Below are 15,595 nucleotides of genomic sequence, written 5' to 3' on the forward strand. Positions count from 1 at the left end.
ATTCTGATTTTTTTAGAAGCTGAATAAAGTGGTAAACAAAAGAGTAGCTATCCCATTAGGTATAGTGATTGTTATTGCTATTATTGTTATAATACTGTTTGTTACTTATTTTTCTGGATTTAATTCGGCTCAAGCAAAAAATGAAAACGTAAAGAAGTTGGCTGCAGATACTGATACTCAATTACAAAGACGATACGACTTGATTCCCAACTTGGTCCAGTCTGTAAAGGGATACATGCAATTTGAGAATCAAACACTCGCTGAAATAACCAGTTTGAGAACCCAGTGGATGGCGACACCAAGCACCGATATTTCTCAAAAAAATCAATTAAGTAATTTAATCGAGGGGGTTCTGGGTAAAATTGTTTTAACCTATGAAGCATACCCTTCACTAAAGTCAGATAACGTCGTGACTAGATTGATGGACGAATTGGCAGGGACAGAGAATAGAATTACGGTTGCTAGGACCTATTACAATGATGGAGTTAGAGATTATAACACTTTTCTGAAAGTTTTCCCAAATGTTATATTCAATAATGATGGACTAATAGGACTCAAACCATGGGGATTTGCAGAACTGCCTCAATTTCAGGCAGATCAATTAGTTAGAATAAGTGTTCCACAAGTGAATTTGACGTTGTAAGAGTTGTACTTAGAACGGGCAAGTTCATAAAACAATAATTTTGATTTCCCAAACACTTAGTGATATGGAGACAAAATTATTGATTGCTTTACAATACAAAACAAGTGATATTCTTTTGAATGGCTCGATATCTAATTTTCTCTTTTTATCCTTCTTTTTGTAAAAAAAAATAAACCATATTGGAAATAATATGCTATATCAATGATGTTACTTGGGATCGAACTGGACTATCTCTTCAAAAAAATGAATATTTTGGCCAATATAAATTGATTTTCCTACTATCAAATATTGTCGGTTATTTTTCACATTGTGCTGAGAAGTCAACGTCAACAAATTAAATATGTCAAAATGGTACTTCACCAATCGGGAGTAGTATTACTAATCTTGCTGTTAATGGCCTTGACAAACAATTCTATTGAAGCGGGTTTTCCAAAAATATCTTTGGTGTCTATTTCAGGATAAATACTCATAACTTCTTCTGATGCATCCAGGCCAGTCGCAAAAATTGCCTTTAAAGATAGGTTTAAAATTTTCAATATTATTTACAGGTTCATCCCATTTATCTCTGGCATTGTTATATCAATAATCACCAGTCGATACTAATGTACAAATTTGGGATTAACCAAGTGTAAAAGGGCCTTTCTAGAATCTGAGAATGTTTTGATATTATCATAGCCTTCTGATTTTAACAATAAGAGATATGACTCTAAAACGTCTTTGTCATCCTCTCCTAAAATAATTGGAACATTTGATAAAGTATCTTTATAGTGTAAATCAGTATTCTTAACGTTGCTATCCGTTATGTCTACTGCAATATTTCCTATGCTTTGATGGCCTGCTTTGGCTAATGAATTGAGATGTTTTAAAGAATTGGCTTTTCCTTTGATCTTTGTTACTATATAGGTTGACATGGGTTTCTGCACATGTGTGCTTCCGATTGTACTTCGCAAACTATCGACTTACTAGAGTTGTCTTTGTAAATCATTATCTTGTTTGAGGGCTCTATTGGCATGATTTTTCTTTTATTTCCTCGTTAGAGTAATCTGTGAATACGAATGTCCGGTTAAGATCTCTATTTGAGTCAACCGTCCTTTGTTATTCATAATATAATTGAAATGATGTGTAAAAAATGCATTAGAAGAATTGTCTGAAATCAAATTTTCAGATACCGTGTTTTGGATAGATAGATTGTTTATCTGATTGTTCTTGGTTTTTCTTTGCATTAAAACGCAATGAGTATTGTTAAAAGGACTTTTCTATGATTATAAGTTTATTACTCACAATTTGGATTAATTTGTGATTGAATCCACGATTCATCGCTGATTCAATGCTAGGAAAAATTGCTAGAAAATTAAGAATTTTCGGCTACAATACCGAATATTTTTTGAACGTCGCTGATAATTGTATACTTAAAAGGGCTATTTCTGAAAACCGAATTATTTTAACCCGAGATAAGGGACTTTATTACAGACTAGTAAAGAAAAATTTACTTGGTGTCTTGATATCGTCAGACAATGAACCGGACAGTTTAGTTACTATTTTAAGGAAGTGTGGTATACATCATGTTGATATTGTACCAAATCTTAATACGCGGTGCACTAAATGTAATGGAGATTTAATTTCAGCTGATAAATCCTTGGAAATAAGGAAGATACCTGAGAAAGTATATTCTAATATTCAGTTGATTTACAAATGCAATACGTGTCCAAAGATTTACTGGAATGGTACTCACATTGATAGCATAAATTTGTTAATAACTGATATAAACAAGCGTTTACAAAAAAAAGTTGAAACGATTTACTAAATCTATTTTGAAATTTGGTTACCTTGTACATGCCTGTATATTATTGGAAATTATTACTGGCTGTCTATGTAATGATATTGCGATCTGCAAAAATATAGTATTATTTTTTTTTGCCACATATACAAATTGCTTCATTATCGAGTATTACTGACTTTATATCATTATTCGTGTATCCACTGGCGGTCGCCTCGGTCACGGCTCGCCATATTTGATTTTTACGATCAGGAGTTTGACCGTTTAGTAATGCAACGACAGGTGCTGCAATGTCTTTGGTAAAATTAGTAAATTCTTCGGCTGAGTTGAATTCAAATCTTACATTTATCCGTTGGACCTTCAAATCCTTGAAACCACACTTGATAAAACTTTGTTTGAGAAAATTTACATCAGCCAAACTAAATGGACTGCCTGTGGTGTTTTGAGGAACTGGAGGAAGTTTGAGTTCGTTCCTTACTACTTCCATTGCCAAAGCAAGTTGGGGTACTTTGTCTGATGTGGACCAAACACTAGCTGCAAAATTCCCGCCACTTACTAGTGATTTGTAAATATTAGACATCGCTTTGTCTAGGTCTATTATAAACATCAGGCCGAGTCTACATAGGGCCGAGTCAAAAGCCAACTCGGGTAACGCCATTGTGGCCGCATCTCCTCTGCTAAAGTTAATTATTCCGTCTACTTGATCTTTGATCGCCCTTTTTTTTGCAATTGTTAACATTTGTTCTGAAATGTCCATGGCTAACACACTCCCTCGACGTCCCACCCGCCTTGCTACCGCTATGGCTGGGTCTCCTATACCTGTAGCAATATCAAGAACGCTTGCGCCCTCTCTTACTTCTGTCATATCCATTATTTTGGTGCTCATGTTAGAAGCAGCATTTTCAAAAGTTGCATGCCATTTCTGCCATCCATTTGCAACCACTTCCCAGTCTGCTCCTGCCTGTTGTTTGAAAAGGTCATTAGACGGGTCGGACATTTTCCTTTAATACGCGCCCTGACTCTTAACTTTTAGTCCTAAAGTATTAATGCGGCTGTATTAATGAGTGCAGACAACAAGAGTCATTTGATTATGATTTGTTAACCGTATGCATAATAAGAAGAAAGTTTGAGAACTTCTCCTTCTTTCTTTTGCTATTTGTTTTAATTTAAGGGTGTAATTACTTGTGTGGTTCTTTCGCTTTTAAAAAGATAATTTATTTTATTATTTATGGTATCACCATTTCTGAAACGAAATATGCCGACCATATATCATTTCCTTCATCTTTTTCTTTGTTATTTTATAAGGTAGCTTTGTTTTTAAATCCTATATTTTGATTTAACTTTGGATGAATGTATTGTAATACTGAAACCGATAATTGTGTTGATTTGCTGATAAAATTCTATAGCCGCTATAAAACCGTGTACACTACAACAGTTCCTATTTCTTTCTAAAGTTCTAACAGTATTAGAATATTGCAATTATGCAGCAAATTAAATATACTTCGTCAATCCAGTAGGGATGTGAATAACTCACAAAATAATGGTAAATCGAACAATAGAAAAGGTGTAGTGGCTCCTTTTATGGTGGTAATAACTTTATCAATATTACTACTAGCAGGTCCAACATCGGTGACTTTAAGTGTATTCGCGCAAGGAAATACGGCTAACCAAGGAATTGGCCAGTCACAATCTGGGATTCAACTTGGTGTCTGCGTATCCGGAAACGGTACAGTCTTTTCATGTAATAATTCAAACACTCAATCACAAACAAACACTGGTAGCAATGCCGCCGCTCAAAGTGGTGGTAGTGGCAGCGGTGGAAACTCTGCAACCCAGGGTATAGGCCAATCACAAACCTCTAACCAAAACAGCGGTGTGACTTCTGGTGGTAATACAACTAACTCTGGAAACAATAACAACACTCAATCACAAACAAACACTGGTAGCAATGCCGCCGCTCAAAGTGGTGGTAGTGGCAGCGGTGGAAACTCTGCAACCCAGGGTATAGGCCAATCACAAACCTCTAACCAAAACAGCGGTGTGACTTCTGGTGGTAATACACAAGGCTCCGGAAACAACCAGAATACTCAATCACAAAATAATACTGGTAGCAATGCCGTCGCACAACAAGGTGGTAGTGGCAGCGGTAAAGGCGGAAACTCTGCAACCCAGGGTATAGGCCAATCACAATCTAACAACCAAAACGCCCAATGTGTCTCCGGTGGAAACACTGCCGATTCTTGCAACAACGCAAGTACTCAAACTCAAACTAATAGCGGAAGCAATGCCGCCGCTCAAAGTGGTGGTAGTGGCAGCGGTAAAGGCGGAAACTCTGCAACCCAGGGTATAGGCCAATCACAATCTAACAACCAAAACGCCCAATGTGTCTCCGGTGGAAACGTAGCAGGGTCTTGCAACAACGCAAGTACTCAAACTCAAACTAATAGCGGAAGCAATGCCGCCGCTCAACAAGGTGGTAGTGGCAGCGGTAAAGGCGGAAACTCTGCAACCCAGGGTATAGGCCAATCACAATCTAACAACCAAAACGCCCAATGTGTGGCAGGTGGTTCATTGAGCAATTCGTGCAGTAATACTAGCACTCAATCACAAACAAACACTGGTAGCAATGCCGCCGCACAACAAGGTGGTAGTGGCAGCGGTGGAAACTCTGCAACCCAAAAAATCGGCCAATCACAATCTAACAACCAAAACGCCCAATGTGTCTCTGGAAAAGATGCGATAGTATCGTGTGATAATCAAAGCTTCCAAAATCAAGTAAATAGCGGCAGCAATGTGTTAGGTCAGCTTGGTGGTAGTGGCAGCGGTGGAAACTCTGCAACCCAGGGTATAGGCCAATCACAATCTAACAACCAAAACGCCCAATGTGCTTCTGGGGGAAACGTAGATGAATCTTGCAACAACGCAAGTACTCAATCACAAACAAACACTGGTAGCAATGCCGCCGCACAACAAGGTGGTAGTGACAGCAGTGACAGCAGTGACAGCAGTGACAGCAGTGACAGCAGTGACAGCAGTGACAGCAGTGACAGCAGTGACAGCAGTGACAGCAGTGACAGCAGTGACAGCAGTGACAGCAGTGACAGCAGTGACAGCAGTGGTCAATAGGTAGATTCAACTAGCAGAGTCGAAAATAAGCGATAGAAATCTCAAACTAATATCTAGCATCTGTCAGGTGCATGTAGAATGGTGGCGACACCAATTATTTTATAATTAGTTTGAAGTGCTGATTAAACATGTCATCTTTATTTTCATTCTTACTGATTTTAAGTATTCTTTTTTAAATCTGATTGTCCGACCGCATCAATTTTCTAAATAAATAATGGATATGGCAATCATGAGATTTGTTCCCAAGGAAAGAATTTTAGTCGTATTTTTTTTGAACTTTCTGAACAATATATATATTCTCATTTGGAATACCTGAATGATTAGAATGAAACAATACAAACCGTTTGCATCGTTATTAATTTGAGTAACACTCTGAAATTGTTAAATTAGGAAAACTAATGTACTTCTTATCATAATAATTTTATTATGATTATTGCATTGCAGGATTATGTTTATTCTGCAAGTGAAATTTAGCACATACCAAATTATGTTCCGACAAATTAATGTATAGACTCTACTAATTTTGTAAAATCTATTCGACAAGTACCTTAAACACAACAAGATAAATAACGACCTCTAGTTACCTTCGTTTAGATTCGTCGTCTTGACTTTAGTTGCAGAATTGTATAATTATTACCCCTAAAGTGCGCTTCTATATGAATACTCAGGGACTTTATTGCACTGAAAGATTGTTTCTAATCCTTCTATAGGGATGATATTTCAAGACATCATTTTGTTTACATCCTAAAACCTTTAAAAGGATCTATAGGAAAAGGGAATGTTTATGTATCTAATTCTCGAAATCTATGATACATTCGAGAATAATGATTGCAAATTTTTGTATCTCAATTAGATCAATAACTACAAATATTGATTCGATAATGCCACCGGTAGAACTAAATTTCTATTCATCCTGTTATATGAAAAATTAAATAAAATATGAACGATCCTGTTATTTCACATTTAAGATTTCCGTTTGAATTAAAGAATGATCAAGTTGAAGCTGTTAATGCATGGCTGAATAATAACTGCAGGGGTACTATTCTTTATAGCACAGGAACAGGGAAAACCGAGATCTCTTTTGAATGTGCAAGAAGATTAGTGGAAACTTACAAGAAAAATGATGGACCAAAGAATCTACAAGCAAAAATTGTCTCAACGCGAGAGGACGATGCTAATTCTGATGTGTTGAGTGATGATTCTAGTCTGGTTACATGCTGCGATACCAATACAATTATGGATACCAAAGACCGCTATTTTCAGCCTGAAGATTATACCTTTACAACAACCTCGGTTATTTCACGCCATGGTAACTATCGAATTTCATTCTTTAACATTTTGGTTTTGGTACCTCGGGTATCTTTGATAAGTCAGACAATAAACCGACTCATCAAATACAATATTCCATCAGAAAGAATAGGTGGGTACTTTGGTGAACGGAAGGAAATCCGTGAAATAGTTGTGAGCACTTTTCACAGCGTTATTAGGAATCCCCATTTGATCAAGCGTTCCAATATGGTAATAATCGATGAAGTACATTTGATCAGGGATACTTCATCATCATTCAAGAGAATTTTTGATTACCTTGTTGAGGATCCTAATAAAGCCATTTTAGGGCTTACAGCCACTTTGAACACAAAAGACTCTAGAAATAAATCACTTTTAGCAGTTCTTCCACCTTTGAAGCAATATCCTATTAGAGATGCAGTTGTAGATAATAGACTTGCCAAACCTGTTATTATCCCAATTGACGTTAAATTGACTGATACAGAGTTAAAAGAGTATGATGAATATAGTACAAAAATAAAAAACATATCAAACAAATTCAAGCGTTATGATGCTACATCCATGACATTGCTACTAAAAAAGGGGGGTTTTGCAAGTGGGATGGCCAAGGCTTGGTTTAGCAATGTAAGGAAACGAAAACTCCTATTAAGTTATAACGAAAATAAATTGTTAACTGCATTAGATATTATCCAGAATCGATTCCCAAATGAAAGGATTATGATTTTTAGCGAAACACTTGAATCAATCGAAAGATTTAGAGATCTTCTAAAGCAGCATAACATACAATCGAGAATTATTGATGCAAAGGTAAAAACAAAAGATCGTGCCAACATTCTTGAAAAATGGGGCGTTGATTTTAACATCTTATTATCCATTCATACACTGGAATTAGGGATTGATGTTCCCCAAGTAAGAATTGAAATAATATTGGCCACAACATCTAACATAAACCAAATAGTCCAAAGAATTGGAAGAGTACTGCGTTTAGTCGAAGGGAAGACTATGGCGTTAATCTATGTAATTTATGTGGATGATACTACTGACAATAAAGTACTAGGTGTAATAAACCGTGCTATAAATGCTAATCCAGATTTCAAATCTGATAAAATTTCTTCAGACAAACATAGGAGAAGAGGTTTGGTTACACCAATAATAGATAAAACACAACGCATCGATATCAAAAACTTTGGTGAAACAATCAAGAATCCAACAAAAAAGGTGGTATCGAGAACTCAACGTGCAATCAGCATTATAGAATCAAGTCTAGATAATTCCCTCATTGTAGAAGAGAAAGGTAAAGGAAAAGTAGACAACAATAAAAAAACAGATGGTACTGGCCAAGTTATTCGGATCAAAAATAATTCTCATAGAATTTTTACGGTAAGGAGTAATACTGACAAGTCAAAATTTTATAACGTAAATTTGGAAGACAATACTTGCACGTGTGCAGATTTTGTTTTCAGAAAGAGTATTTGCAAACACATCATTGCAACAAAGATTGTTTCTGTATACTAGGTTAATAAGAATGAGAATTCTAAACTAGAACTTGAACTAGTTGGGATTTTAACTATTGAAAGGTTTCGAATTTGCTTACATCAATTTTTTGAACACCTAAGTTGTAATAATCTTATTCGACTATATACTATCGAATTCCTTTTCCAATTCTTCCTTTTGAATTACTATTTTAGATCTATGATCTATTACTATACAAGGAGATGATTATTCTGCTCTTCTCATGTTTGTATTATCTGAAATTTCAGCAGATCATGTTTCTCATAAATCTTTTATTGTTTGGAGATGTTAAGTCAAAACTGATCACGACTAAAATGGACAAAATAAAGATATCCCGATTACATCAAAATTGATTTCTAAATTCAAAATAAAGACACATGTATGTATATAAGGATATGCTTTGTCAGAAAGACTATAAACTTGTGTTTGGATACTTTTGTCGTAAATTCTTGATTGATGGACAGCACATAAGATAAATTTTTTCAAAGGACAAGGGCCCCACCTGGAGTAGTAGGGGAAGAGTTTCAAATCACATTATCTATTTTTCAGATTGTGCACTTGATTCATGGGAAGGATCCTCCTACTCTCTTCCTATAAGCATAAAATGAAGTATATTTTCCATAGTTTCAGAGAGCTGTGTATCGAGCTGCATTATTTTAAGATTCTATCTCTCTACTATTCTATCTATCTTACTCATGCTCTATAGTTGTTGTTTTATTCTGCCTCCAATATCTATCTGCTACAGTAGATTCTTAACGATTAAGAATAAAATATCCTGACTCATATGATAATTTTTTAACGAAAGTTGTATCATACATTGATGATTTCTGAATGTTATTCAAAGGGATATTCTTGTTTCTAAGGGCCTGAATGAAGATCTGCAATCCATATATCATTTTGTAATATTTTTTGCTCCTTTGGTTTCAAATAATTATCGAAATTTTGCTGTTGTGCTAACTCGGACAAGCTCAGAACTGCAAATATTCATTGACCGAATGATATTTTATCTTTTTATCTTTTTGTTTACATAAACAATAATGGGTACTTTAAACGAATCTTCTAAAACAATTGGTTTTGCTAATCCATCATCTTACGTCCCAAAGATAATTTTTTTTACCAAAGGAAAAGGAATACACAAAGACCAGCTTACTAGCTTTGAACTTGCTTTGAGAGATGCTAACATTAGCGATCTAAATTTAGTATCTGTGTCAAGTATTAAACCTCCAACATGTAAGATTGTGAATAGGGAAGAAGGACGAAGACATTTGAGACCTGGACAAATAGTTTTTACAGTCATGGCCAGATCCTCCACTAGTGAACCAAACCGTCTAATAGCTGCATCGATAGGTTTGGCCAGACCGGTTGATGATACTCAATATGGATACTTATCAGAACATCATTCTACAGGTGAAACAGCTACCAAAGCAGGAGATTATGCAGAGGATTTGGCCATGGAAATGCTAGCTACTACTATTGGATTACCAACGGATCATACGCTTACATGGGATCAGAGAGAAGAACAATGGAAACTTTCGGGAAAAATTTACAAGACTCAAAATTTTACTCAGTCTGCTCAAGGAAATAAGGATGGCTTATGGACCACTGTGATAAGTGCAGCCATAATGATTCTATGACCCTGTTCCTTCATGTATAAGTAGTTCTATAAAGTATTTACCCATGTCAAGACAGTCCTATGAAATTGTATGAAAAGATCTAAGTTAGATACTTTATCGCTCCTTAAACTATCGTTTATTGATTGCTTTGAGCCCTAACTGTATATCGTATTAATCTAACACAAATGTTTAAAAGTTAATTATGGATCAATTTGTATTGTTATTTTAATATCATACAAAACTGCCTCTTATGTTTGTTTCAATTCATTTCATTCATTAAATGAATGGATAACTAACCACAGGAAGAATTCAATATCAAAAACTATCCTTATTTTCAAGTTGAGACGTTTAAATTAAAAGCATCGATCCTTCAAATGAATTGAATTTGGAACTCTTTGCAGTCCAATGGTAAAATCGCATTTAATTGCAATTGAATACAACAAAAACGTGGATATTATTAGGTTTGAATTCCTATATGATTTTATGAATATCCAAACAATCAATTTTAAAACGAGTACAAACAAAACATTCAGACTAACCTCTATTTTTTCAATTTTTTTTGTCACATTATTTCTTGTGGCAACGGCATTAACAGATGAAAAAGAGAATACCAATGCTAAAACCTTCTCATCTTTACCTATAGAGGCGTCCGAAATGCCTGTTACAACAATGAATGGGATTCAACCACAAGATGTGTCTATTCAAACAACTCACGACTCGCAACAACCTGGAATTGCTAAACAAACAGGTACTGGCTCATCTATATCAAATTATGTTAATGCATGGAAACTAAGTAAGGTAACACCCGCTTCTCAGATATTTACATAAATCAAGTTCCTTCAATATCTTTTTCTTCTTATATGGGATTTTAGATTGTGAATATGACTTTAAACCTATGTATCAAAGATTGTCTCAATCCATTAAATTTTTTTAGAAAATTTGTCTGTTATTCGGATAATGATATTGATGAAAGTTATTTGTAATTTCTTTATTTACAGATGAAATATATACGAATCCGTTAGTTAAAGGACTTGTTCTAATAAGGTCGCTATTAATATTAATAATATCTTGTGCTCTCAGACACCTAACCTTCAATATGATGCAACCACTGGTATAGATAAATATTTTATAACAACCCATCCTATCAACTAGGAATACAACTAAATTGTCTGCGAAAGGGCCTCCAGGTAAATGGGTAGAAATTCTATCTGATTGCTTTGAGATATCAAACTCAATTTCTCAGCGTAATAGTAATTTAACCACCTACTAATCTTTTTGAAATTAGGATTAATCATCTATGCATTGTCTGGAACTGAAAAGTTATTCGCTCTTCTTTTGAATAATCCTGATTTTTTTATTTTAAATCTTGTATCAAAAAACTTTTCTAAAATCTGATTATATTTTCTTTTTTAGCAAAATCTTTGAATATGCTTTCGTATGAAATTAACCTGTCTGCAATCAAAGTGATTTTCATTACGATCTAATTTTATAGTCTGAATGTAGTAAAATAATTTTATCTTTTTTCTTAGAATTGCTGATTACCGAATGGCTTTACATGCTGCAAGGGTATGCAGAATTGGCCAATTTTACAATTAATAATTAATGAAAATCCTTAAATCTAATAAGTTTGGTTTCATTAGGCTTGGTACTCCCAATTATTATCAGTTAATGTAATTGTGAATATTTGTCAATATCTTTAATAATCATTATTTTAATTTATTGTATTCTAGTTATGCAGAATATTTCTTCCTTATATTTAAAAAGCAGAAATGAATGTACAAATGAAATGACGTTTGGGAATAATAGAGCGTATACTGACAATATTTTCCACTTCTTGACCGACTTTATTATCTCTATTAATTACTTTGTTTATGTTCTGACCCTTGTGGTTCGTAAAAGAATAATTCTAAAAGGTTGCTCAATAATATCGAGTGTATCATTCAGATTCCGAAATATTCTTCATATGAGGTTAATTGAAGGTGAAATGGTTTACTGATGTCATTTAGCTTGCTATTTAAAAATAATATGATGGTTGTAATAATACTGTCTGTAGTTTTAATTTTGGGTAATACCTTATCAGTATATCCAATTAGTAATCATTCTGAAAATAATAAACACTTGACAATGCTACCTCATCATGAATTTAATTTACAAAACCAAAATTTATCTGATAATATTTCATCTCAATCCTATGCAGAACAGATCTTTTTATCATGTCAGAATTCTGATAATGAACATTGTCCAATGATGGGATTGGATGAAATAAACAAAATAGGTTCCCAAACCGTAGTATTAGAAACATTTTTAAATCTCGTAAGGCTTTACGACGAAAATAATTACTTATGCCATCATGAAGGACATCATCTTGGTATCTGGCTTTATGAATATACGCAGAATTTGACAAGAGCCTTAAAAAGCGCTACAGTGCTTTGTGGAGGTGCAGTTTATCATGGAATATTTCAAAGTTTCTTTGGAGAAGAAAAATTCATTAATATCAAAGATAAGAATAATATAACGATAACTAATCTTTGCCCAGTTGGTCAAGTGGATGTAAGTTGGTTACATGAACGTGATTGTATTCATGGAATAGGACATGGATTGGTGAAACTATACAATTATGATACGAAAACTGCTGCGGAGCGTTGCGACGAATTTATACCCTTATGGGCCAAGAGCGCATGCTCTAGAGGCGTATTCATGGAAAACTATGAGTATCATTTTGACACGGGAAAAGGGGATATCGACTTGAACGATATTTATTTTCCTTGCAATAAATCTGTAGATAAATTTGCGCCTCAGTGTTATTATTACTTTCCAGAATATGAATGGGAGAGAAAAAATGTCACTATTTCTTATAATTTGGCTGATGCTTATGGTGAGTGTGATGGGATCTCTCCAAGTAAGTTTGCAAAGTATTGCTATCAGGGTATAGGTAGACTGCTATCTTTCTTGGCCTCAACAAATCCTGATGTACCGGTTGCGGCTTGTAATATTGCAAATGAATCGAGTCACAGAGAGGATTGCATGGTAGGAACACTAAAAACAATTCTAAAAGGCGATGGAAAAACTGACGTTGGATTTAACTTCTGCGGTTCTTCAAACCCTGAGTTCAAAGCAACATGTTACTATATAATGGGTATATGGATAAAGATGTACCTATATACAGACAAACAAGATTGGGAAAACGAATGTAATAAGGCTGTTGATAAAGATTATGTAGATAATTGCATAAGGGCAAATCCTGATACAAGTGTTGGTGTTCGCATGTTTGAGCCAGTTTAAATAGTTGCCTAAACGGAGTTATCTGATAAAGCTACCACCAGTGGGTCATGAATAATCGAACATTTACTTTGTTTCCTTATTGACTTTGCGCCAAATTTTTCTTGAATTTTATTTAATTAGGCGAGAGGTGGTATGGTATCATTTTTTAGTTGATTAGTTTGTTAGCCTCAATGAGTTCATCATTTGGGAAGTTCTCAGATATTATCCTTACAGAATGTCCTCATGATTCTATGGTTGAACTAACTATTTGATCACGAACCAATACCATCTAGCTGAAGTATCAGCGGAAAATCAAAAACGACTTGATTGCCTTGATTTCTATCATCGTAGCCTTCAACTATTGTAAGTCAAAACCTTGATTATACTTTAACCTTTGATATCATTTTTGTATATTATGATTGAAGGTATTTGGTTTTTTATTTTTTAGTCAACTAAGGAATTGGTTACTTAACAATCTTCAAAATAAAGTGAATCTTTGAATCCGTTCACCTTAAATTTTTTTTCATATCTTATTATAATTTGCTTTACTTTGTGTCTTTAATGGGCCTAGAGTATGTGCTTGAAATTGTGTCTTTAAATTATGGATAGTTAAGAATATTAGTGTAAATATTAAAAACAAAAAAGGAATTACCTAAATCAGTCTATTTAATTGATTCCTTTGATGGCCTCAATCACTCCAATCATCTTGGATGAAGGATAATGAGTTTTTACGTAATTCCATCCAGCTTGTTTAAGAATCAGAATATATTCTTCAAGGGTTCTTTCCCTTCCGGTTGTTGCACACATCATATGTATATCAAACAACTTGGAAAAGTGTGAAGTACTTGCATCTGGAATTAAATGCTCTATAATGAATACCTTTGACTTTTCTGGAGCAGATTTGTAAATATTTGAAAGTATCTTTACACATTCCTCATCACTCCAATCATGAAGTATCATTTTCATCATATAAAGGTCGGCAGGAGGAACATAGTCGAACATATCTCCCTTCAAATACTTACATCGATCCTGCAAACCCATTTTAGTGGGCCATGCTGTATGGTGGTTATTAACGACTTGTTCTAACTCTAGTATCGTTCCCCTTGTGTGATCATATTTTGAATGTAAATGACTCGAAAGATGTCCCTGGCCTCCTCCAATTTCACAGATGTGAGATATATTATTAAAATCATATCCGTCCAGCGCATCTATGACCATGGCTGTATGCATCGCAGAATAGCTACTCATTGCCTCATTGAATATCTTTGAATATTCAGAATTGTTTGCAGCGTATTCAAAGATTTTGGTTCCATATTCTGACAGAAATGCGTCTTGATTTCCCTCCTTAATCATTCTTGGTAGATGTTTCCATATTTGATAGTGTTCTGGTCCTTCTTCTAATAGTAAAATCCCTTGGAGGGTTTGAGGATGGTCTTTCTTTAGAAATTCTCCTTCAGGGGAAATTGAAAATTTGCGTTCATTTTTCTCCTCCTTAAGATAACCCAAGGATGCCAGTGCCCGAAGAATACGATAAGTCATGGCCTCATCTAATTCTAAATCTTTTGCAATTTGACTTACATCTTTCGGATCTGTTGACAAGTAATCGAATATCCCAGTTTTGGCTCCTGCATAAAGTATTTGGCTTTTCCACCTGCCAAAAATGATATCAATAGTTTTGTTAATATCGGTCATATGGTTATCTGTCAGTCTTTTTATTATATATTAATCGAATTTTTAAAAAAGCCCATTCTTGTGGATAAATTAATGATGTGAATAAACCAATAGGATTATCCGAACATTAGTAATAAGTAAACTCCTATGCATTTGTGGGAGTGAAATGAATATGGTTCATCTTCAGTTCTTTCTATTTTATAAAGGGGATGCAAGGCCTTTTTTTAGCTTGTTTTTCGAATACTTCTAGGACATTGGCTGTTCAATGTTTTGAAGGTGATTTAAATTTTTTCAAGACGATCTTTTAAAATGGATATGAACTATATTTTCACTTGTTGCCAGTTTATTTGTTTATTCATTTTTTGGACCAATTTATTGTTCATAGATATTGCCATACTTGCAGGCAACATCGATGTTATTTTATATTCTTCTTTCATTGTTAGAGCGCTATCGGTTTAGTTTTGTTAAATGCTAATTTGGAGTTTATATGATAACTGATGAACTATTTTAAGGAAAAGTATTTTTTTGTTAAACCATAGGCTAAGTTTATTGTTAATGAAATTCTAAATTTACTGCCCTCTTATAAAGTATTATGAGAGCGTAATAAATTATTAGTTTCTATTTTGCAAATTCCTTATTTAATTCTGTGCTGTTTTGTATACATGTCGGTAAGGCTTTAGGAAGGTAATGTAATGGATTTTTCCG

General features: G+C 34.4%; 11 protein-coding genes. 7 read left to right on the plus strand and 4 right to left on the minus strand.

Features of this window, described 5'->3' with window-relative positions; genetic code table 11:
• The first annotated feature begins 28 nt into the window (after nucleotides 1-28).
• Entirely contained in the window at nucleotides 29-643 is a 615-nt protein-coding gene (locus F1Z66_RS08950; RefSeq protein WP_149863274.1) for a LemA family protein, read from the plus strand.
• Between the two features lie 356 nt (nucleotides 644-999).
• On the opposite strand, the gene F1Z66_RS08955 is transcribed toward F1Z66_RS08950, so the two are convergent.
• Together F1Z66_RS08955 and F1Z66_RS08960 are read right to left on the minus strand one after the other, a co-directional pair.
• Entirely contained in the window at nucleotides 1,000-1,179 is a 180-nt protein-coding gene (locus F1Z66_RS08955) for a hypothetical protein (protein WP_149863275.1), read from the minus strand.
• A gap of 63 nt (nucleotides 1,180-1,242) precedes the next feature.
• Nucleotides 1,243-1,593 carry a hypothetical protein gene (locus tag F1Z66_RS08960; protein ID WP_195907518.1) on the minus strand — a complete coding sequence of 117 codons (351 nt, stop codon included), beginning with the start codon at nucleotides 1,591-1,593 and terminating at the stop codon, nucleotides 1,243-1,245.
• Nucleotides 1,594-1,943: 350 nt separating this feature from the next.
• Between F1Z66_RS08960 and F1Z66_RS08965 the strand changes: the two genes are divergently transcribed.
• Nucleotides 1,944-2,447, plus strand: a complete 504-nt coding sequence (locus F1Z66_RS08965; protein ID WP_149863277.1) for a Mut7-C RNAse domain-containing protein — start codon at nucleotides 1,944-1,946, stop codon at nucleotides 2,445-2,447.
• A 100-nt stretch (nucleotides 2,448-2,547) separates the two neighbouring features.
• Here the strand turns inward: F1Z66_RS08965 and F1Z66_RS08970 are convergent, their stop codons facing one another.
• Complete coding sequence (locus F1Z66_RS08970) at nucleotides 2,548-3,417, minus strand: class I SAM-dependent methyltransferase (RefSeq protein ID WP_149863278.1); 870 nt, start codon at nucleotides 3,415-3,417, stop codon at nucleotides 2,548-2,550.
• A 524-nt stretch (nucleotides 3,418-3,941) separates the two neighbouring features.
• Between F1Z66_RS08970 and F1Z66_RS15480 the strand changes: the two genes are divergently transcribed.
• The 5 genes from F1Z66_RS15480 (at nucleotide 3,942) to F1Z66_RS08995 (ending at nucleotide 13,240) form a co-directional block, all read left to right on the plus strand.
• A complete protein-coding gene (locus F1Z66_RS15480; RefSeq protein ID WP_154670530.1) occupies nucleotides 3,942-5,546 on the plus strand; it encodes a hypothetical protein in 1,605 nt (534 codons plus the stop codon).
• Between the two features lie 939 nt (nucleotides 5,547-6,485).
• Nucleotides 6,486-8,348, plus strand: coding sequence for a DEAD/DEAH box helicase family protein (locus F1Z66_RS08980; protein WP_149863279.1), 1,863 nt, complete (start codon nucleotides 6,486-6,488; stop codon nucleotides 8,346-8,348).
• 1,034 nt (nucleotides 8,349-9,382) lie between these two features.
• Nucleotides 9,383-9,979 (plus strand): pyruvoyl-dependent arginine decarboxylase, encoded by a 597-nt coding sequence (locus tag F1Z66_RS08985; protein ID WP_149863280.1) that lies wholly within the window; start codon nucleotides 9,383-9,385, stop codon nucleotides 9,977-9,979.
• A gap of 384 nt (nucleotides 9,980-10,363) precedes the next feature.
• Nucleotides 10,364-10,786, plus strand: coding sequence for a hypothetical protein (locus tag F1Z66_RS08990; protein WP_149863281.1), 423 nt, complete (start codon nucleotides 10,364-10,366; stop codon nucleotides 10,784-10,786).
• Nucleotides 10,787-11,953: 1,167 nt separating this feature from the next.
• Nucleotides 11,954-13,240 (plus strand): hypothetical protein, encoded by a 1,287-nt coding sequence (locus tag F1Z66_RS08995; protein ID WP_159357630.1) that lies wholly within the window; start codon nucleotides 11,954-11,956, stop codon nucleotides 13,238-13,240.
• A gap of 645 nt (nucleotides 13,241-13,885) precedes the next feature.
• Here F1Z66_RS08995 and F1Z66_RS09000 read toward each other — a convergent pair.
• Complete coding sequence (locus F1Z66_RS09000; protein ID WP_149863283.1) at nucleotides 13,886-14,911, minus strand: methyltransferase; 1,026 nt, start codon at nucleotides 14,909-14,911, stop codon at nucleotides 13,886-13,888.
• Nucleotides 14,912-15,595 lie beyond the last annotated feature (684 nt).

The organism is Candidatus Nitrosocosmicus agrestis, from assembly GCF_008389435.1.
In the GTDB taxonomy this organism is placed as follows: Archaea; Thermoproteota; Nitrososphaeria; order Nitrososphaerales; family Nitrososphaeraceae; genus Nitrosocosmicus; species Nitrosocosmicus agrestis.

Coding starts and splice junctions, on each gene's coding strand:
- F1Z66_RS08970 (WP_149863278.1), bottom strand. CDS start 3,417: ATGTCCGACCCGTCTAATGACCTTTTCAAACAACAGGCAGGAGCAGAC.
- F1Z66_RS08980 (WP_149863279.1), top strand. CDS start 6,486: ATGAACGATCCTGTTATTTCACATTTAAGATTTCCGTTTGAATTAAAG.
- F1Z66_RS08985 (WP_149863280.1), top strand. CDS start 9,383: ATGGGTACTTTAAACGAATCTTCTAAAACAATTGGTTTTGCTAATCCA.
- F1Z66_RS08990 (WP_149863281.1), top strand. CDS start 10,364: ATGGTAAAATCGCATTTAATTGCAATTGAATACAACAAAAACGTGGAT.
- F1Z66_RS08995 (WP_159357630.1), top strand. CDS start 11,954: ATGTCATTTAGCTTGCTATTTAAAAATAATATGATGGTTGTAATAATA.
- F1Z66_RS09000 (WP_149863283.1), bottom strand. CDS start 14,911: ATGACCGATATTAACAAAACTATTGATATCATTTTTGGCAGGTGGAAA.